Raw genomic sequence first — 19329 nt, forward strand, 5'->3', positions numbered from 1 at the left:
TTTGGTTCTCCTTAGAAGTCTGCCTTGAAGCTGACGGACGCGAAGTCGCGGTCGTCGAGGGTGCTGTATTTGTTGGAGCCGAAGAACGCGTTGTAGGCCAGCTCCACGCTGTAATCGTTCATGTAGACGCCGGTCATGCTCACGCCCAGGGCTTGCTGGCCTTCCTGGAACGGCCCTTGCGGATCGTAGGAATAACCCTCGACGTCGTGCCGCCAGTTGACCGCCGGAATCAGGTTGATGCCGGGCAGCACATCGCTGTATTCCAGGCTGGCGCGCAGGCGATAGCCCCACGACCAATCGGTGGCGAAACCCTTGTCGGTGCAGTACTGATTGGTCACGCCGGAGGCCACGGTGTTGCACGGCGTGCCGTTGCGTGTGGAACTGCGGCCGAACGCGGCGTTACGGCCCAAACGCTCGTCGCCGAGGTCGTCGATGTGCACCACGCCCGCCTCGCCGAACAGGCTCAGGCGGGTGGCGCCCAGCACGTTGTCGAAGGCCTGGGTCGCCGAGCCGGTCATCTGCCAGACGCCCTTGCGCACCCAGCCGTCGTAGCGGTCGCCACGGTTGATGTTGAATCCGGGTGGCAAGTCGATCCATGAGCTGCCGCTCGGCCCGGAAATCACCGCGACGTTGACGTCCGGCGCGTTGATCGCCAGCGGCATGTTCGGCCGATAACTGATTTCACCGGCCAGGGAAATCCCGCTGTTCGGTTCGACGCCATTCAGGCTGATGCCGTACAGGCGAATGTTCTCCGGGAACGCCGCCGCGTACGTTGGGCCCTGAATGCCGCCGGGGAAGGTGCCGCGCAGGCTGGTGTTTTTTGCATCGAGGGTGAAATACGGCAACCGCGAGTGATAGTTGATGTAGTAGATCGCCGCTTCGGCATCGTTCAGCGCCGGGATCATCTGGCGCAGGGCGAAACCGAACTGACCGTTATCGGACGGCGACTCGTTGCCCCGCGACGTAGCGTACAACCCCGCTGCCTGCATTTGATCGTCAGTTTGCACCTGGCTCAAATACAACGGCCCGCAGCCCTTCTGGATCGCATCGCTGGTGGCGAAGAACGTGCCGCAACCATCAAGGACGCTGGGGCGCCAGTTGTACTGGTAGAAGCCTTCAAGGTTGGTGGTGTCCGTGAGGCCGAAGCTGAACGAGACCATCTCCACCGGCAACTGGCCTTCCTTGATCTCGACACCGGGGCGGTTGAACGCCGAGACGTCGAGCGGGTTGATCACGTTGATGCCGTTCTGGATCAGCAGCGATTCGCCCCAGGACAACACCTGGTTGCCGACTTTCACGTTCAGCGGATGCTCGGCCACCTGGAAGTCTTTCCAGACGTAGGCGTCGAGCGCCTCGAAACCCTTGAACTTCGACAGGTCGTCCCAGCCTGAATCGTCGAAATCCTTGAAGCGGCCGTTGCGGGTTTCGTAGGCGTGGTCGTACCAGTATTTGAAGCGAATGAACGCGCCCTGGCCCTGGCCATCGAGGCTGAAATCGGAGAGGCCCTTGAAGACCTGCGAAATGGGGTCGCCGCGCTCGAAGTTGAGCCGGTTATCGTCGGCGCTGACGCTGGTGCCATTGGCGTGTTTGCCTTGGGCTTGCAGGGCATTGGCGCGAGTCATCAGGCTTTTTTCGGGGTTTTGCGTCGACCAGCTACTGCCCAGGGTCAGGGTGGTTTTGGTCGACAGGCTCCAGTCTTCGTTGAGGTCAAACGTGGTGGCGTAAGTGGGGCTGCTCAAGACAGCCAGCATCGCCAGCGCAAGGGGTTGTGGGTGGGTGTGGCCAAGCCGGTGTCGTCGTGGGAGGACAGTGGCGGTGGCCGAGCATTTTCTTATCATTATTGGGCTCCGGTCAGGGTTACTCAGCCTGGGTACGGTGCCCAACAATTGGTTTTGACACGCAAGCGATGGCCGACAAAAAATAATCATCAGGGTGATTGGGGGCGGTGTCCCCCTGTAGGAGCTGGCTTGCCAGCGAAGGATTCGAATGCGCCACGTTTATCCTGTTGAAAACCGTCATCGTTGACGACTTCGCTGGCAAGCCAGCTCCTACAGGGAGGGTGAAACCAATATCAGCCGCAGATCAGCCCCCATCAAAGCCCCAACCGAAACTGCTTAGGCGTAATCCCGAACTGCTTGCGAAACGCCCGAATAAAATTGCTCGGCTGCCGATACCCCAACCGCTCGGCAATCCGCTCAATCGGCTGATCCCCCGCCGTCAACCAATGCCGCGCCATCTCCAGGCTGTCGCTGCGCAGATACTGCGCCGCCTCGGTTTGCCAGTGCCGCAGCATGCTCTGATGCAAAAACGCATTAGCCCCCAGCAACGGTTCATCCAGACTGCCCAGTGGCAATCTCAGACACGGATGCGCTCCCTCCTCCACCTCGATACCAACGCCACGTAACCACTGGCCAGCCGCCTGTCGCGGCGTCAGCCTGACACCGACAAACACCTCCCCCGGCGCCCGCCCCATACGCCGCGAAATATTGCGCACCAGGCTCAACGTCGCCGCATCCAGACCGAAAAAGTGCGGCAACACATCCGCCCCGCGCAAATGCAATCGTGCCTCTGCACCCGCCTCTTCAAGCTCTGCCACCACGTAATTGGTCACCCGTGGCAGGAACTCGACAAAACACCCCAGGCTCGCCCGCAACGTCGCGGCGGAATCGAGCAAGATGTTCAAACCTTGCAGACAGGTCGTCGCCATGCCATTAACCAGTTCACAGCCAAACGTCGGCCCCGCCCCCAGGCGTTCGCATTCATTCCACAACTGTTCAACCAGGTGCGCGGGAATAGGCTGCCCCTGCCCATCCAGCCACGACAAACTGATACCGGCGCGCGCAAGCAACTGCTCCTGACACAGGCCGGATTGCTGGGCATGACTGAGAATGGTGCGAGTAAAAGCGCTGGAAGCGAACGATTGAGGGGTCATGGCGAACTGCAACGAGAAGACAGGGTTGTACTTATGCCAGCCCCTGTGATATCGATCAAATGCATTAAAAGTATCCGCAGAATGCAGGAGACGCATGATGGACTTACGCCAGCTTCGCCACCTCGTCGCCCTGGCCGATTACCGCAGCTTCGGCCGGGCCGCCGAGGCCATCAACCTCAGTCAACCGGCCTTCAGTCGCAGCATCCAGACCCTGGAACGCGACCTCGATTGCGCATTGGTTGAACGCAGCAGTCGCGAGTTCCGCCTGACTGGCCAAGGTGAATTGGTGCTGCAACACGCCCGGCGCCTGCTCGCCGGCAGCCAGGCGCTGCACAACGAATTGACCCAGTACAACGGCCTGACCGGCGGCGAGCTGCATTTCGGCAGCGGCCCTTACCCGGCGCAGTTGCTGGTGCCTGAAGCGCTGGCCGAATTCATCCAGGCGCATCCGAAGATCCGCACCAGCTTCCACCTCGGCGACTGGGAACAACTGGCGCTGTGGCTGCGCGAGCAACAGATCGAGTTCCTGGTGGCCGACGCGCGCTATTTCACTGGGGACCCGCAGTACCGGGTGCAACTGCTGCGACCACGGCGCGGGCGGTTTTTCTGCCGCATCGGCCACCCATTGGCGGCGCGCGAAAACCTCTCCTTGCGCGCCCTGCTTGACTACGCCGTGGTCGGCACGCGAATTCCACCGATGATCCGCAAGATCCTCGCCGATGTGCAGGGCGAGCCGGACTTCAACCCGAGCGTCGAATGCGCGCAATTCGACGCGATCCGCCGCGTGGTCATGCACTCCGACGCCGTGGGCATCGCGACCCTGGAAGCCCTCACTGAACTGGCCGATCAAGGACTCATCCGCCTGCTGGATTTTGTCGACGTGCCCAGCGATGACCCCGGTTTGCAGCTGCATTACGGCATCGTCAGCCGCGCCGGGTACTCCCTGACACCGGCAGCGCTGGCGATGGTCGATGCGATTCTGGCGGTTGATCGCCGTTTGCTGGCAGTCTCGCAATGACTCGGACCGTGCAGGAGCTGCCGCAGGCTGCGATCTTTTGATCCTGGCAGTCTCAGATCAACAAAGATCCAGGTCAAAAGATCGCAGCCTGCGGCAGCTCCTACATTGACCGTGTTCAACTCAAGCGCCTACGCACGTCGTGCAAGCGCCTGCAACGTTCGCGGCTCACCCAGCGCGCGCAGCAGGCAATGCATTGCCTCTTCACGGCTGCGTTCGAAGCGATAGCGGGCCTCGATATACAACGCCAGTTTCAGCTCCACCGGCTCATCAAGCGGCAACGGCGCTTGCTGCAAACCCAGCACACTGGCGACGCGACTCGGTAGACTCATGCCTAACGGTTGCCGATCGGCAATCAGTTTGGCCGCCAGCGGGCTTTGTGTATTCACCGCTACGGTTCGGCGCAGCCCCTTGAGGCCGAGGTGCAAGTCCACCGGACTGAGCCCGTCGCGGCGGCTGGACACTTGAATCTGTGGCTGCTCCAGATAGGCCTGCAAGGTCCGCGGCGGTTCCGCCAGCGCACTGCCATAAGCGAACACGTAATGGTCGGCCGGTAACACCTGTTTATGCAGACCGGCGAGCCCGGCCAAAGGTTGATCAAGGTCGATCAGGATGTCCAGTTTGCCACTGGCCAACTCCTGCAAGGCATCACGACGCCGAGGCTGGAAGTAGCGCACCTGCCAGTCGGCATGCGGCGATTCGAGCAACGCGTCGAGCAGCACCGGTTGCAGGCAGTCCAGGCAACTGATGCGCAGCAACGGATTGTTTTGCCGTGCCGCAGGGATCATGCGCAAACCGTCGCGCAACGACTCCAGGGCAGCACGCACGTAATCGGCCAGACGGTGCGCTACCAAGGTCGGTGTCACGCCGAGACGACTCTTGATGAACAGCGGATCACCGCACAAATCGCGCAGGCGTCGCAGGGCATTGCTCATGGCCGGTTGCGACAGGCACATCACCTCGGCGGCACGGGTGACGCTGCGCTGCTGGTAAATCGCATCGAAGGCGAGCAGCAGGTTCAGGTCGAGCTGGCGTAAATCAAGCATAGTCTTGCTCCGGCAAATCGCTTAACGTCGGGCAGCCTAACCAGTGTCCCGGAACATGCTGTGAGCCCTACATGACAAAAAGCGATCAGCCACTGCCCCAGCAACCACTGCCCAATGCGTTCTATGCGCCGACCTTGCTGCCGGCCATCGAAGAACTGCTGGCCCGAGGCATTGCCCGGGAAACCATCGAAGGCCTGTTTCGCCGCAGCCTGTTCGAACTGCGCACGCCGTTCATGCGCGTGCCACTGTTCCTCTCGCGGCGCTTCTGGGCGTTTGCCCTGGAGCAAACCGGCGACCCGCTGATTGGCCTGGCGGCGGGACGACGATTCGTCTCCACCGCCACCAATGGCCTGACGTACCTGTTCGATGTGGCGGTGACCCTGGAAAGCGCCTGCGAGTATTTCCAGCGATTCTTCCCCTTCTTCAACGGGCACTTCCAGGCGCAAATCGTCCACAGCGCGGACGGTGTCGAGTTGCGTTTGCTCGACTGCGCCAGCCTGAAAGCCGACGCGGCGACCACCGATTACATCCTCATCAGCCTGTGCAGCATGCTGCGCCGCAAATTTCTCGCCAGCGGCCTGGAGCGCGATCCAGTGCTCGGGGTCAGTCTGGCCTGGTCATGTACGCCTGATCCGCAGGCGCATGAACAGGCATTTCGTGCGCCGGTGCAGTGGGGGCAGGCGCACCATTCGATTCGCCTCGATCCGCAGTTGTTTCTGGCGCCGTTGACCCCCGGCAACCACGAACTGGAACACACCCTGGTCGAGTTGCTGGAGCAGACCCGCCGCAACAGCGAGCCGACGTTGCTGGAAATGGTCAGCGACCATCTGGTTGCAGACCTGGCCGCAGCCAACTGGCAGCAATTTTGCGCCGACCGCCACTTGCTTGAACGCACGGCGGCACGACGGTTGAAGGCGCTGGGCGGGCGCTTTTCGGAATCGCTGGATGAGTGCCGCCGATGCCGGGCGGAAGATTTGTTGCAGGCGCTGGATCTGGAGTTGGTGGAGATTTCCGACCGGTTGGGCTACAGCGATGTGCAGAGTTTCAATCGGGCGTGTTTGCGCTGGTTCGGGTGCGCGCCGGGGGTGTATCGGACACGGTGGGCGCAACCTTAAGATTTGTGTTGATAGAACTGACGCCTTCGCGGGCAAGCCCGCTCCCACAGGGTTTAGTGAGCGCCGCAAATCCACTGTGGGAGCGGGCTTGCCCGCGATGAGGCCCGCTCAAACAATCGAGATCTTACTGCCCCGCCGCCACGCTGGTAGCCGCCTGCGAGGGTGTCACGATGCTCTTCAGGTCAATATGCTTCCACTCAGGCTTGGCCCCCAGCCGCGCATTGAACCGATAGTTAAAGGTGAAATCGTCGGCCGTCGGCACACTCAACGGCTTGCCGTACACCGCCTCGACGCCCGCCAGGTCATAGCCCATCAACTGCAGCAATGTCGGGAAGATGTTGTAGTGGCTGGAGCGATCCTTGTTACCGGCCAGTTGCGCCTGCCAATCCAGCGTCTTCAAATCGCGGCCCTGGATCACCACCAGCGGCACCAACCCTTCCTCCTCCACCGGATCGCCGCCACAGTGCGTGTTCAACCCCGGATTGCCCCGCTCATGCAGGTCTTGTCCATGGTCCGAGGTGTAGATCAGCAACGCGTTGTTCAAATTCGCCTGAGCGAACACCCGTGAGAAAAACTCCCCGACATTCCACAACAGCGTGTTCTTGTAGGCATTGCGGTACAGCACCCAATCATCCGGCTGGCCATTGAAACCATCACGTTTGCCGGTGTCCGCCACCTCGACAAACTGCCCGCGAGGCAGGGTCGGACGATAGGCCATGAACGCATCCGGGTATTTGTCATGCACCGGAAAATGCGCGCCGACCTTGTTGATCACCACCAACTGCGGTGTGTCGTCATTCAGCAGTTCGATCAATTTCGCCGCCGCCGCCATGTCGCGGTCACGCACGCTGGTCTGATCGAATTGCACAAATTCATCGATGTCTTTTTTCTCCGCGTCGTTCATCAGGTTCTGCAAGTTGCCGGCGGTGCGCTGTGCATCGATATAGACGGTGCGCAGGCCGGCCTTTTTCGCGTACTGCCAGATCGACGGCAGCGTGCTGTTGATGCGTATGTAATCGGCGCGCGTGCCGCCGTAACGCAAGGTGACGTTGGTATCGGTGCTGCAATTGGCAATGGAGGCAGCGTAGCCATAGTTGAAAATCTCGACGCCGGGGCGCGGCTCTTTGAGATTGCTGTGCACGCCGAACGGCGCGTTGATGTCCAGGTAATTGCCGGAAATGCTCTCGTCGATGATCAGCACGATGTCATGGCCCACCGGTTGCTCGGCGCGCGCCAGTTTCACCGGTTCACGGGGGCCGACGGTGTTGTGCAGGGCTTCATAGGTAAACAGATTCAGATACGCCAACGGCGTGTACATGATCGGCAGACCTCGTGCGCCCTCACCCGCCCGCACAAACAGCACGGCACTGAGCAGCAGCACCCCGAGCACCGGCGCCGCCACCAGCAGCGCACCCGGCAATGGCAGCCGTCGACGTGGCTTGAGGCCGATGCCGAACAGCAGCAGCAAGCCACCGACCGCCCCACTGATGAGCGCATTACGGTACTGGTAGGCCGCTTCCTCAATGAATCCGCCGGAATACACCAGCGACACGAAGCTGCTGTACGTCAGGTAGTCAGCCGTGACCCGGGTATAGACGTCGAAAAACACCGCCGAGACAAACATCGCCACTGCAAACAGATGGCGGATCAAGGTTTGGCGGATGTACGCGGTCATAAAAAGCGCCGCCGTCAGCACAATAAACATCCCGGCAAACAGCATCACCGAAAAACCGATGCCCATGGCACTCAGACGTTCGAGGTAATAGTCGTAATTCTTCAGTAGATAGACAACTAACAGCAATTCTTTGAGATATCGAATCATAGTATTTGCACTACTCGCCGAAGGCTTTTGGCCAATAGATTGTCGGCCATTTCTTGACACTAGCACCGGGCCATCAGAGCGCAAGAAATGTCGGACTTTTCCTCAAAGCGTCAAAAAAACGTTGACTCAAAAATGACACACTCAAGTGGCTGAAGGCCTTGTATTTCAGGGCCTACGACCGTTTATCGATTTCTTTTAAATGTGAAAAACCCGTCAAAACCGCGGCAAAGCCATCTACGACAAGCACTTGATGGCCATTCGCCCCCAAAAACGGGGATGTCAAACCAGAGCAACATGTCATTTTGCTGACACGGTTTGCCACGGCTGGGCTATACCCCTTTTGACAGTCTTATTTCACATCTCTCCACCGTCTTACGAGGCACGCCAAAATGGACGTGAGCGTATTTGGTACGGGCTACGTTGGCCTGATACAAGCAGCGGCACTGGCCGATGTTGGACATCGAGTCCTGTGTGTTGATATCGATCCCAACAAGATAAAACAACTGCAACAAGCCGTGCCGCCGATCAGCGAACCAGGGCTTTCCGGGACGCTGGAAGAGAACATCAAGGCTGGCCGACTGCTGTTTACCACCCAGGCCAGCGATGCGGTCGAACACGCCGAGCTGATTTTCATCGCGGTCGGTACGCCCGCCGACGAGGACGGCTCCGCCGACCTTAGCCATGTACTGAATGTAGCCCGACAGATCGCCAACTTCATGGAGGCCGATCGCACACTCATCATCAAGTCCACCGTGCCGGTCGGCACGGCGGACCAAGTGGCCGCCACCGCCAACGAAGAACTGCAGCGTCGGGGCAAGAGTGCGCTGAAGGTGCGGGTGGTGTCCAACCCCGAGTTTCTCAAGGAAGGCAGTGCCCTCGCCGATTGCATGCGCCCGGACCGGATCATCGTCGGCACCAACGACGACGAAGCGCGCAGCCAGCTCAGCGACCTCTACGCCCCGTTCTGCCGCAACCATGAAAAGCTCATGTTCATGGACAACCGCAGTGCCGAGTTGACCAAGTACGCAGCCAACGCAATGCTCGCCACCCGCATCAGTTTCATGAATGAACTGGCCAATCTCACCGAGTTGCTGGGTGCCGACATCGAAGCCGTGCGCAAAGGCATCGGCTCCGACCCGCGCATCGGCTACCACTTTATCTACCCCGGTTGCGGTTTCGGCGGTTCGTGCTTCCCCAAGGACCTGCGCGCCCTGCTGCACACCGCCGAACACAACGGCATGCCATTGCGCCTGCTGCGCAGCGTCACCGACGTCAACGACAGCCAGCGCCACATCCTGTTCAGCAAATTGAAAGCGCAATTCCCAGGCGGGCTGGCGGGCAAATCCATCGCAGTCTGGGGCCTGGCGTTCAAGCCCAACACCGATGACATGCGCGAAGCGCCAAGCCGCTACCTGATGGAAGCGCTGTGGGCCGAAGGCGCGAGCGTGCAGGCTTACGATCCGGAAGCCATGTCCGAGTGCCGGCGCATCTACGGCTACCGCAAGGACCTGCACCTGTGCGCCACCCGCGACGACACCCTGGAAGACGCCGACGCGCTGGTGATTTGCACCGAGTGGAAAAACTTCCGCGTGGTCGACTTCGACCTGCTGGCAAGCAAACTGCGCTCACGAGTCATCGTCGACGGGCGCAACCTCTACAACCCGGAACAGGTCGCAGCGGCTGGTTTGCACTACAGCGGCATCGGCCTGCGGCACATCGCTCCCGAGGCGCCGCGCCCATGAAAATACTCGTGACCGGAGCGGCCGGATTCATTGGTGCCCACTGTGTGTTGCGGCTGTTGCGCGACGGGCACCAGGTGTGCGGGCTGGACAACTTCAACGACTACTACGACCCGCAACTCAAACACGATCGCGTGAATTGGGTGCAGGAGCAGGTCGGCCCTTTCCAGCTCGACTCGGTTGACCTGGCCGATGCCCCGGCCATCGAAGCACTGTTTGCCCGCGAACAACCGGAGGTGGTGATTCACCTCGCGGCCCAGGCCGGGGTGCGCTACTCGCTGGAAACCCCCCGGGCCTACCTCGACAGCAATTTGAACGGATTCCTCAACATCCTCGAAAGCTGCCGTCAGCACCCGGTCAAGCATCTGATCTACGCCTCGTCCAGTTCGGTGTACGGCGCCAATCAACACACGCCTTACTCGGTAACGGATGGCGTCAATCACCCGCTGTCGCTGTACGCCGCGACCAAGAAAGCCAACGAACTGATGGCCCACAGCTACAGCCACCTGTTCGGCATTCCTTGCACCGGGTTGCGCTTCTTCACGGTGTACGGTCCCTGGGGTCGGCCGGACATGTCGCCGATCCAGTTCGCCCGGGCGATTGCCGAAGGCACGCCATTGAAGCTGTTCAACTACGGCGAGCACCAGCGCGATTTCACCTACATCGACGACATCATCGAGAGCATCGCCCGACTGATCGAACGCGCGCCACACGCCAATCCTGAATGGGATCGCGAACAACCGGACCCCGCCAGCAGCATGGCGCCGTGGCGGATCTACAACATCGGCGGCCAGCACCCGGTGGAGCTCAAGGATTACCTGGCATTGCTGGAAAAACACCTTGGACAAAAAGCCGTGGTCGAGTTGCTGCCCCTGCAACCCGGTGACGTCCTCAACACCTGCGCCGATGCCAGCGACCTGGCTCGGGCAACCGGATTTCAGCCTTGTATCGAGCTGGATGTGGGACTCGGGCGTTTCATTGCCTGGTTCCGCGATTACTACCCACTGCCTATCGCCCACGCGCCGCTCGCGGCTGAACTTCAGCGGAGGATTCTATGACTGGACATGAAAAAGGTGTGCCACTGCAACAGATGCGCCGGGACAAGCGTCTGGACCCCGAGCACAGAATGCGCCTCGATACGGCTATCCACCGGCAAGGTCGCGGCTGGATAACCGGCCGTGACGGCGGTCGGCCATGGACGCTGTCGCGCACCAACCGGGTAATCGCCTGCCTGGGTGCGTTGCTGATTCTGGTGCTGATCTCGCCGGTGCTGCTGGGCCTGGCGCTGGCGATCAAGTTCAGCAGTCCTGGGCCGGTGATGTTCGTGCAAAAGCGCACGGGCTACCGCGGTCGGAAATTCGGCATGTACAAGTTCCGCACCATGGTGGCCAACGCCGAGGAGCTCAAGGAGTCCCTGCGCCACCTGAACAAGCACGGCGCCGACGCCATCGACTTCAAGATAGACAAGGACCCGCGCATCACCGGCATCGGTGGTTTCCTGCGGCGGAGCAGCCTTGATGAGTTGCCCAACCTGTTCAATGTAGTGGCCGGCGACATGCGCCTGGTCGGCCCCCGGCCGACCTCGTTCAACGCCTATCGCTACAAGGACAGCCACCTTGCACGCCTGAGTATCTACCCCGGCATGACCGGCCTTTGGCAGATATCCGGGCGCAGCAATATCGACTTCGACCAGCGCGTTGAGTTGGACCTCAGCTATATCGCCGAGCAGAGCCTGTTGCTCGATCTGAAGATCCTGTTGAAAACCCCCTTCAAAGTATTCAGCGGCCACGGAGCGAGTTAAATGGACGGTTCATCAGCCAAAAGCCTAAGCATTGCCAACCCGAGCGAGTCCAACCTGACGTCGACCGTGCTCGATCAAGATCTGCGGATCCTCTTTCTGACCGCCGCCAACCCCGGCGCAGGCACCACCACCAGCGCTCTGGTGCTGGCCAGCCAACTGGCGCAGATGAGCAGCGGCCAGGTGCTGCTGGTCGACGCCAGCCAGTCGGCGACCAACCTCACGCAACAACTGGGGCTGACGAAAGAACGCGGCTTCCGCGATCTGCTGTTCAACACCCAGAGCCCGCCATTGTTGCAGGACTGTGTGATTGACGTGTCCAGCCTGCCCTTCCACGTCCTGCCCAACGGCCGGTATTCGCGGGGCGTCGAGCACCTGACACCCGAACGCCTGAGCCCGTTGCTCGATCAACTCGGCAGTCAGTATCGCTTCGTGGTGATCGACGGCGATGCGGTGTATTCGGCCGCCGACACGCTGGTCATCAGCACTCAGGTAGACGGCGTGATCATGGTCGTGCGCTCCGAAGACACTCGCTGGGAAGTGGCCCAGGCCGCGGTTCAGCGCCTGACCCAGGCCGGCGCGAAACTGGTCGGCAGCGTGTTCAACCGACGCAAATACTACATGCCCAAATGGCTCTACAAAAACCTGTAAGCAATCAGAATAGGATGACGACATGAACGCCAAGATGCTTGTCCTGCTGTTGCTGCCGCTTGCAGGTTGCTCCAGCACTTCCGAAACCCAGAACATGCCGGTGAATATCCTCACGGCCTCGCCGGCCAACGCCCAGGCCACCGACATGCCCAAGGTCGAACAGACTTTGCGGCCTCAGGATGTGCTGGACGTGATCTTCCACATCAGCACCAGTGGCTCAGACGCCTATCGCATACAGTCCGGTGACCAGATCGGCCTGAACTTTACGGCGGCGAGCCAGCTCAACGGCAGTCAACTGGTGCTGCCCGACGGCACCATCGAACTGCCGGGCGCCAACACCTCGGTGAAAATCGCCGGGCTGACGTCCGAAGACGCACGTCAGGAAATCCAGCGCGCCTATCAGCGCAAACAGCTGTTCCAGCCTAACCGCAACCAGCTGTCCGTGCAGGTCATCAGCCCACTGAGCAACGAGTCGAACCTCAAGAGCGCCCTGAACCACCCAGGGACTGGCATGAGCCGGGAGATCACCGTGGGCACTGACGGTTATGCCAGCTTCCCGGAAATCGGCGCCGTGCCGCTGCAAGGCATGACCGTCAATCAACTGGAAACCTTCCTCAACAAACGCTATGCGCAGCTGCCGGGACGGATGACCGTCGATGTGCTGCTCAAGTCCACCGCGGGCAACGAAATCTATGTACTGGGTGAAGTCGGCCAACCGGGCTCCTACCCGATCCGCCGGCCGGTCTCTGTGCTTGAAGCGCTGACCCTGGCGCGTGGCAGCAACACCAAGGCGCGGCTCGATTCGGTAATGATCATGCGTCGTAACGGCAATCAGGTTCAGGCCGTGCGCTATGACGTTGAAAAAGCCCTGGCCGGCGATGCGTCGCAAATCGCCTACCTGCAGCCGGACGACATGCTCTACGTGCCCAAGACCAAACTGGCCAGCGCCGGTGAGCTCGCACGGCAACTGGCTGACGTGGTGTTGTTCCAGGGTGTGGGCTTCAGCTTCGGCTACCGCGTCGACAACAAAGACAGTAATAACAACAACTGACTCTCAGGTGACCTGTCATGAATCCAAAGGAAAACTACCTGCATGAGTTCTTCAGGATCTTCTTCGCCAACAAGCAGATGGTGAAGCGCGTCTTCCTGATCTTTGCAGTGATCGCCCTGGTCTTGCCGTTGATGCTCAAACAGAGCTTCGATATCACCGCCCAGGTGATCGTGCAGTCCAAAAAACTGTCCCAGGGGGACGCCACAACCTCCCTCAACCAGGAGAACGCCTCGTTCATTCCGCCGTCCCTGGCCGACATGGAAACCGAGAGCAATATCCTGCGCTCGCCAGCCCTGATCCGGCAGACCATCAGCGAACTGCGGGACAAGGGTGAATACACCCCGCCACCCAGCGTGTTCAACAAGCTGGTGACCCAACCGTTCAAGCACTACGTCACTACGCCGTTGCGCGAGAATGTGATCAACCCGTTGCGCGATAAGCTCGGGCTTGAGACCGACCCCGTGCGCGACACCGCGCTGGATGCGCTGACCCAACAGGCCATCGATAGCTTGAAGATCGAAACCCTGCCGGGTTCCAACGTGATCTCGATCATCTACAGTTTTGGTGATCCGGCCCAAGGCACCAGGTTTGTCGCGGCGCTGCTGCAAAACTACCTGGCCAGCCGTCAGGCCCTGCAATCGATTGACTTGCCACAAAGCTTCTATGAAACCAAGAAGACCCAGTATCAAGTACGCCTCGATGGCCTGGAAGGCAATCGGCTGGCGTTGCTCGAAGCGGTCGGTTCGTCCGATCCCAGGGAAGAAATCACCTTCCGCCTCAACGCCATCAACACCGAAGAGCAGGCGCTCAACCTGTATCGCGACCGCCTGCTGCAAAGCCAACGCTGGCTTGAGTACCTGAAAACTAGCCTGGCCGCCGCCAGCAATTCCAAACTCAACGACTACACCTTCCCCTACACCTTCACCACCACCGTGGACAACGTCGCCTTTGAAGATCGCGAGATCAAACAGATGGGCGAGGCACTGACCACTCAGGTCAGCCGCTACATGAACGACCTGGCGATCTTCCAGCCGAGCAGCGAACCGATGCTGCTGACCCGCGAGCAAATCGCCCGCACCCGCCAGCAGTTCTTGAAAGTGGTCAGCAACCGGATTCAGGAACGCACCACCGACCTGGCAGTTGTCAGCTCGGTGATCGACCAGAAGACTGCGCGCATTGCCGAGTTCAAGAACCGTATCCATCAGTTGCAGGAAACCCAAAGCAAGCTGCGGCAGATGGACACCGAGATCAACGCCTTGCATGCGGCGTTCGCCACCTACGCTCAGCGCTTCGCCGAAAGCAGCAGCGCTCGCTCGCTGGACAACGACCTGTCCAACGCCCGGGTGCTCAGCCCGCCGTACGAACCGACCGAAGCAGCGTTTCCCAAACCGATGCTGATCATTCCGTTCGGGCTGTTCACCGGTCTGCTGCTGGCGATTGCCCTGGTCTACGTGCGTGAGTTCTTCGATCACCGCTTCAAGCATCCTGCGCAAATCACCCACGAACTGGGGCTGCCGGTGCTGTTGGTGATCAACGATCAAAACGTCGAGCTGACCAATCCGCACAGAAACATGTCCGTACGTGGCATTGCGCATTGGGTGCGCAATTGAACGCGCCGCTCAACCCTACCCTGCCGATCATTCATTTGCTCAGCAGTGGCGGCTTTTACGGGGCTGAGCGGATGTTGCTCGACCACTGCCTGGCGACGCCGGGGCAGCATCAGGTGCTCTTTCTTGATGCGCCCTACGCGTTGCTCGCGCGGTTTCGCGAAGCCGGCGTGGACTGTCGCGGCTGCACGGGGCTGGGGGCGTTGCTGGCGCATTTGCGTCAGCGGCGGGCCGGGCGGCCACTGATCAATACGCATAACTTCAAAGGCCTGTTGTTTGGCTGGGTTGGCGCAACGCTGTTGCGCCTGCCACTAGTGATTACGCAACACGGCTTCACACCGCGCAGTCGCAAGCAGAAGTTTTACACCTGGCTGAGCCTGCAACTGTGCCGCACGGCATCGGTGGATCGCGTGGTTTGCGTCGCCGAAAGCATCGCCGCACTGTGCCGCCAGGCCAGCGTCCGCGCGGAGAAGCTGCAAGTGATCCCCAATGGTCTGCCGGCCGCGACCGGTGCGTTGCCGCTTCGCGTGGATCGCCAGCGTTGGCTGGCCGGTTACGTCGGACGGCTGAGCAGTGAAAAGGGTCCCGACCTGTTTCTCGATGCGCTGATTCCGCTCTGCCAGCAACACCCGCAACTGGACGCCGTGATGCTCGGTGACGGCCCGGAGCGGGAAAGCCTGTTGGCACGAATCAGCGCCGCGGGTTTGCAGGAGCGCATCACGCTGCCGGGTTATCAGACCGACATGAGTGTGTGGTGGCGGCAACTTGATGCGCTGGTGATCAGCTCGCGCACCGAAGGCACGCCGATGATTCTGCTCGAAGCCATGCAGGCCGGCGTGCCGGTGGTGGCTTTCGGTGTCGGCGGGATTCCCGATGTGCTGGCGGATCGACACAACGGCCTGCTGGCGACACCCGCTGACAGCGCCGCCCTCGCCCGCCAGATCGGCACCTTGCTGACGGAGCCGGCATTGGCTCGCGAGCTGATCGACAACGCAAAACGTACACAACAGGATCGCTATGACCTAAAGGCCTTGGCCGAACGCTGGTCGCAGCTTTATATCCGTACTGCACGGGAGGCACGCGCGTGATCTTTCCGCTCTCGATCGTCAGTTTGCTCGGCCTGGTCTGCCTCGGTTTGCTGGCCAGCCCTTATCCGTATCTGGCGCCGGGGGCGGTGCTGGGCCTGGTGGGTGTCGCGCTGCTGTATCGCAAACCCACCTGGGGTTTGCTCGGCATCGCCGCGCTGGTGCCGTTTGAAGGGTTCTTCAAGGACAACGCGTTGTCCGGCACCAAGTTCCTCGGCGCATCCCTGGCGCTGATCCTGATGCTGCAACTGGCGATTCACCAGCTTCCATCCGAACGCCTGCGCAGCAACATCTGGCGCTACCTGATCTGGTTCATGCTGTTGTACCTGTTGAGCGTGTTCAATACCGATGACATGGGCATGTCGATGGGGCATCTGCGGGAACTGAGCGTCGGCCTGATTCTGTTTGTGATCACGCTGTTGATCGGCCGTGAGTTGAACCTGGACCTGTTCGCCAAACTGGTGACTGTCAGCGTCACGATGACCTGCGTATTGGCGATGTTCTCCAGCAAATATCAGGACCAGGGGCGCGCCTCCGGCCTGCTGGAGGACCCGAACGCCTTTGCCATGCTGATCGCCTTCGCCGTGCCTCTGGCGCTTCTGCTGGTGATCCGCAGTCGTATAGTTCTGCACCGGTTGTTCTGGCTGGGTTGCTTCATTTTGCTGCTGGGCGGCATGACCAAGACTGAATCCCGTTCGGGGCTGGTGGTGTTGTTCCTCAGCCTGATGATTGGCGCCTGGCACTACCGCGTCGAGCTCAAACGCATCCGTCCGCGGCATCTGGGCTTTGCCATGCTCGGCATGGCGATCGTGATTCCGCTGGCCATTTACTCGATGCCGCCCGGTTACATCGAACGCATCCAGTCCTTGAGTATCTTGAAGGCCGGTGCCAAGAGCCAGGACGAATCCCTCGGTCGTCGCGCTTCGTACATCGTGGTCGGCAGCCAGATGATCCGCGAGAACCCGCTGCTGGGCACTGGCCCCGGGACCTTTCCGCTGCACTACGCCACCACCGGTTACGCCAAGGCGTTTTCGGCCAACCGCAAGGTCGGCGACCTGTACCGCCGGGCGCACAACACCTATCTGGAAATTTTCAGCGAGCTGGGGATTCCCGCCGGCCTGCTGTTCGTCGGCATGCTCGCCCTCGGCTTGTACAACCTGGTGCGTGCCCGTCGCATCTGGATGCAACGAAACAACCGCGAGCAGGCTGATTTGCTGACGCACCTGAGCATGAGTTTTCTGTCGTTGACCCTGTTTTTGATGTTCCTCAGTGCACCCAACCAAAAGTACGTGTGGATCATGCTCGCCCTGACCAGCGTGCTGCGCCTGAAAGCTGAAGAAAGCCCACTCACGGAGGCCAAGGCATGAGCCGCATCAGTATCGTCATCCCGATGTACAACGAAGCCCGGCATATCACACGGACCTTGCTCGCCGCACAACACGCCGCCGACGCGGCCGGCATCGAGTGCGAGTTAATCGTGGTCGACAACGGTTCCGACGATCTGGGTCCGCAGATTGCCCGTCAGTTCGGTGCCCAGGTGCTGAGCATGCCCGGTTTGCTGATCGGCGCCCTGCGCAATCGCGGGGCCGCCGTTGCCACCGGCGACTGGCTGGCGTTCATCGATGCCGACATCGAGATGCCCGAGGACTGGCTCACGCTGTTGATAAAAATCCAGACCGCGGTGCAGGTCGACATTCTGGGGCTGGACCTGCACACCCCGGCCGAAGCTCCGTGGTATGCCAATGCCTGGCAACGCCGCATGCTGCGCCCCAGTGCCGAGACCGTGCAAACCGTGCGCTGGCTGCCCAGCGCCAACCTGCTGATGCGCCGTCCCTGGTTCGATAAGGTCGGGGGCTTCGATGAAAAACTGCGCACCGGCGAGGACAAGGATTTCACCATGCGCCTTTGCCATGCGGGCGCACGCCTGTTGTCGGTCAACCAGAGCGTCGCCCTGCATTGGGGTTATGAGGGCAGTTGGCGCGAATGGATGGGCAAGGAATTCTGGCGTCAGGGCAGTCACCTGCAGTTACTGCGCAGCAACGGAATGAGCCTGCGTTTGCTGCGGTTCCCGATGCTGTCGATTGCCGCCTGGGTGCTGGACATCGCGGCGATTTTCGCCCTGTTCAACGGCCAGGTTTATCTGGCGCTGTTCCTGTTGTTTCTGACCAGCCTGCCCGCGCTCGCCCTGAGCCTGCGCCAGACCCTGAAACACCACGACCCGGGCCTCACGCTGCAACTCTGGGGCCTGCATTGGGTACGCCTGCAACTGGCCGGTGCCGCGTTCATTCTCAGTCTTTGTCATTGGAATGCCAGGAGGCCCGCCCGTGGCTGAATTCATTTTCTGGGCATGCCTGTTGCTGCCGGTCTACGCCTACCTCGGTTATCCCCTGCTGCTGACGCTGTTGGCGCCGTTCTTCGCTGCGCGCCATCATGGGCCGGCAGAACCGATGGACGTGAGCATCGTCATTGCCGCGCACAACGAGGCACGGCATATCGAAGAAAAACTGCGCACCGTACTCGCCCAGGATTATCAGGCGCGCTCGCTGCAGATCATTCTCGCCAGCGACGGCTCGACGGACGACACCGTGGCCTGCGCGCAAAAAGTCATCGACTCGCGCATCACCGTGCTCGACCTGCCTCGGCAGGGCAAGGCTGCGACCCTGAACGCCGGCGTGGCGTTGAGCACCGGCGATATTCTGGTGTTCACCGATGCCGACAATCAATGGTCGACCGACACCCTCGGCCACTTGCTCGCACCGTTGGCAGATCCTGCGGTGGGCGCCTGCGCCGGGCACATGGTGATCCCGGTCACAGGCCGTGGCCTGAGCATCGGTGACAGCCTCTATCGGCACTACGAAGGCTGGCTGCGCAAAGTGGAGAACCGTACCGGCTGCATGGTCTCCGCCGACGGCGCCCTGCTCGCCTTGCGCCGCGAGTTGTTCCAGAACGTGCCGGCGGAGGTCAACGATGACTTCTTCATCAGCACCTGCGCGCCGGTGGCGTTCAAGCGAATTGTCTACGTGCCCCAGGCGCAGGTGATCGATCAAGGCGTCGATGAGGCCGACAAGCAGTTCCGTCGCCGTCAGCGCGTCACCGTTGGCGGTCTGCAAAGCCTGGCCCAGCGCAGCGAACTGCTCAACCCAATGAAGCATGGCTTGTATGCAATTGCGCTGATCAGCCACAAGTTGATCCGCCGTCTGGCGCCGATCCTGCTGCTGCCGTTGTTGCTGAGTAATTTCTGGTTGTGGCAAGCACACGGCTTCTATCGCCTGAGCCTGATCGCACAACTGCTCGGTTACGCAGTGGCGATCGTCGGCCTGCTGGATTCGCAACACCGTTTGCCCAAACCCTTTCGCCTCGCCGCGTTTCTTCTGGTGACCCTTGCCGGCATGAGTATCGGTCTGTGGCAGTTCCTGCGTGGTCAGCGGTATGCCCAGTGGAACCCCGAGCAAAATCGTTGAGAGGACG

The 19329-nt window shown here is 60.7% G+C and carries 16 protein-coding genes; 12 read left to right on the forward strand and 4 right to left on the reverse strand.

Annotated features, from left to right (window positions below; all coding sequences use genetic code 11):
* Positions 1-11 precede the first annotated feature (11 nt).
* Both AEQ67_RS05570 and AEQ67_RS05575 read right to left on the reverse strand, forming a co-directional pair.
* Positions 12-1838 carry a DUF1302 domain-containing protein gene (locus AEQ67_RS05570; protein ID WP_059402890.1) on the reverse strand — a complete coding sequence of 609 codons (1827 nt, stop codon included), beginning with the start codon at positions 1836-1838 and terminating at the stop codon, positions 12-14.
* 254 nt (positions 1839-2092) lie between these two features.
* Positions 2093-2932, reverse strand: coding sequence for an AraC family transcriptional regulator (locus AEQ67_RS05575; RefSeq protein ID WP_059402933.1), 840 nt, complete (start codon positions 2930-2932; stop codon positions 2093-2095).
* A 94-nt stretch (positions 2933-3026) separates the two neighbouring features.
* Between AEQ67_RS05575 and AEQ67_RS05580 the strand changes: the two genes are divergently transcribed.
* Positions 3027-3950 (forward strand): LysR family transcriptional regulator, encoded by a 924-nt coding sequence (locus AEQ67_RS05580; RefSeq protein ID WP_236710276.1) that lies wholly within the window; start codon positions 3027-3029, stop codon positions 3948-3950.
* 128 nt (positions 3951-4078) lie between these two features.
* Here the strand turns inward: AEQ67_RS05580 and AEQ67_RS05585 are convergent, their stop codons facing one another.
* The gene (locus AEQ67_RS05585) at positions 4079-4993 is read right to left on the reverse strand and encodes a LysR family transcriptional regulator (protein WP_059402892.1); all 915 of its coding nucleotides are present in this window, start codon (positions 4991-4993) and stop codon (positions 4079-4081) included.
* Between the two features lie 71 nt (positions 4994-5064).
* On the opposite strand from AEQ67_RS05585, the gene AEQ67_RS05590 reads away from it, so the two are divergent.
* The gene (locus AEQ67_RS05590) at positions 5065-6108 is read left to right on the forward strand and encodes an AraC family transcriptional regulator ligand-binding domain-containing protein (RefSeq protein ID WP_059402893.1); all 1044 of its coding nucleotides are present in this window, start codon (positions 5065-5067) and stop codon (positions 6106-6108) included.
* A gap of 124 nt (positions 6109-6232) precedes the next feature.
* Here the strand turns inward: AEQ67_RS05590 and AEQ67_RS05595 are convergent, their stop codons facing one another.
* On the reverse strand, positions 6233-7930 hold the full coding sequence (locus tag AEQ67_RS05595) for a sulfatase-like hydrolase/transferase (protein WP_059402894.1): 1698 nt from the start codon (positions 7928-7930) through the stop codon (positions 6233-6235).
* Between the two features lie 389 nt (positions 7931-8319).
* Between AEQ67_RS05595 and AEQ67_RS05600 the strand changes: the two genes are divergently transcribed.
* The 10 genes from AEQ67_RS05600 to AEQ67_RS05645 are packed head-to-tail and all read left to right on the forward strand — an operon-like array spanning position 8320 to position 19322.
* Complete coding sequence (locus tag AEQ67_RS05600; protein ID WP_059402895.1) at positions 8320-9672, forward strand: UDP-glucose dehydrogenase family protein; 1353 nt, start codon at positions 8320-8322, stop codon at positions 9670-9672.
* Positions 9669-10727: an NAD-dependent epimerase gene (locus AEQ67_RS05605; protein WP_059402896.1), complete on the forward strand. Its 1059-nt coding sequence runs from the start codon at positions 9669-9671 to the stop codon at positions 10725-10727. The genes AEQ67_RS05600 and AEQ67_RS05605 overlap by 4 nt, the downstream gene beginning before the upstream one ends.
* Positions 10724-11470, forward strand: coding sequence for a sugar transferase (locus AEQ67_RS05610; RefSeq protein ID WP_059402897.1), 747 nt, complete (start codon positions 10724-10726; stop codon positions 11468-11470). The genes AEQ67_RS05605 and AEQ67_RS05610 overlap by 4 nt, the downstream gene beginning before the upstream one ends.
* A complete protein-coding gene (locus AEQ67_RS05615) occupies positions 11471-12118 on the forward strand; it encodes a CpsD/CapB family tyrosine-protein kinase (RefSeq protein WP_059402898.1) in 648 nt (215 codons plus the stop codon).
* A gap of 22 nt (positions 12119-12140) precedes the next feature.
* Complete coding sequence (locus AEQ67_RS05620) at positions 12141-13169, forward strand: polysaccharide biosynthesis/export family protein (RefSeq protein ID WP_059402899.1); 1029 nt, start codon at positions 12141-12143, stop codon at positions 13167-13169.
* Positions 13170-13186: 17 nt separating this feature from the next.
* Complete coding sequence (locus AEQ67_RS05625) at positions 13187-14779, forward strand: GumC family protein (protein ID WP_059402900.1); 1593 nt, start codon at positions 13187-13189, stop codon at positions 14777-14779.
* Positions 14764-15864, forward strand: coding sequence for a glycosyltransferase family 4 protein (locus AEQ67_RS05630; protein ID WP_442965626.1), 1101 nt, complete (start codon positions 14764-14766; stop codon positions 15862-15864). The genes AEQ67_RS05625 and AEQ67_RS05630 overlap by 16 nt, the downstream gene beginning before the upstream one ends.
* The gene (locus AEQ67_RS05635) at positions 15861-17228 is read left to right on the forward strand and encodes an O-antigen ligase family protein (protein ID WP_059402901.1); all 1368 of its coding nucleotides are present in this window, start codon (positions 15861-15863) and stop codon (positions 17226-17228) included. Before AEQ67_RS05630 ends, AEQ67_RS05635 begins: the two co-directional genes overlap by 4 nt.
* Positions 17225-18193 carry a glycosyltransferase family 2 protein gene (locus AEQ67_RS05640; protein WP_059402902.1) on the forward strand — a complete coding sequence of 323 codons (969 nt, stop codon included), beginning with the start codon at positions 17225-17227 and terminating at the stop codon, positions 18191-18193. Before AEQ67_RS05635 ends, AEQ67_RS05640 begins: the two co-directional genes overlap by 4 nt.
* On the forward strand, positions 18186-19322 hold the full coding sequence (locus AEQ67_RS05645) for a glycosyltransferase (protein ID WP_059402903.1): 1137 nt from the start codon (positions 18186-18188) through the stop codon (positions 19320-19322). Before AEQ67_RS05640 ends, AEQ67_RS05645 begins: the two co-directional genes overlap by 8 nt.
* Positions 19323-19329: the final 7 nt, after the last annotated feature.

The organism is Pseudomonas sp. RIT-PI-q, from assembly GCF_001297125.1.
Taxonomy (GTDB): Bacteria; Pseudomonadota; Gammaproteobacteria; order Pseudomonadales; family Pseudomonadaceae; genus Aquipseudomonas.

Coding starts and splice junctions, on each gene's coding strand:
- AEQ67_RS05605 (WP_059402896.1), top strand. CDS start 9,669: ATGAAAATACTCGTGACCGGAGCGGCCGGATTCATTGGTGCCCACTGT.
- AEQ67_RS05580 (WP_236710276.1), top strand. CDS start 3,027: ATGATGGACTTACGCCAGCTTCGCCACCTCGTCGCCCTGGCCGATTAC.
- AEQ67_RS05575 (WP_059402933.1), bottom strand. CDS start 2,932: ATGACCCCTCAATCGTTCGCTTCCAGCGCTTTTACTCGCACCATTCTC.
- AEQ67_RS05610 (WP_059402897.1), top strand. CDS start 10,724: ATGACTGGACATGAAAAAGGTGTGCCACTGCAACAGATGCGCCGGGAC.
- AEQ67_RS05625 (WP_059402900.1), top strand. CDS start 13,187: ATGAATCCAAAGGAAAACTACCTGCATGAGTTCTTCAGGATCTTCTTC.
- AEQ67_RS05600 (WP_059402895.1), top strand. CDS start 8,320: ATGGACGTGAGCGTATTTGGTACGGGCTACGTTGGCCTGATACAAGCA.
- AEQ67_RS05585 (WP_059402892.1), bottom strand. CDS start 4,993: ATGCTTGATTTACGCCAGCTCGACCTGAACCTGCTGCTCGCCTTCGAT.
- AEQ67_RS05570 (WP_059402890.1), bottom strand. CDS start 1,838: ATGATAAGAAAATGCTCGGCCACCGCCACTGTCCTCCCACGACGACAC.
- AEQ67_RS05595 (WP_059402894.1), bottom strand. CDS start 7,930: ATGATTCGATATCTCAAAGAATTGCTGTTAGTTGTCTATCTACTGAAG.
- AEQ67_RS05590 (WP_059402893.1), top strand. CDS start 5,065: ATGACAAAAAGCGATCAGCCACTGCCCCAGCAACCACTGCCCAATGCG.
- AEQ67_RS05640 (WP_059402902.1), top strand. CDS start 17,225: ATGAGCCGCATCAGTATCGTCATCCCGATGTACAACGAAGCCCGGCAT.
- AEQ67_RS05615 (WP_059402898.1), top strand. CDS start 11,471: ATGGACGGTTCATCAGCCAAAAGCCTAAGCATTGCCAACCCGAGCGAG.
- AEQ67_RS05620 (WP_059402899.1), top strand. CDS start 12,141: ATGAACGCCAAGATGCTTGTCCTGCTGTTGCTGCCGCTTGCAGGTTGC.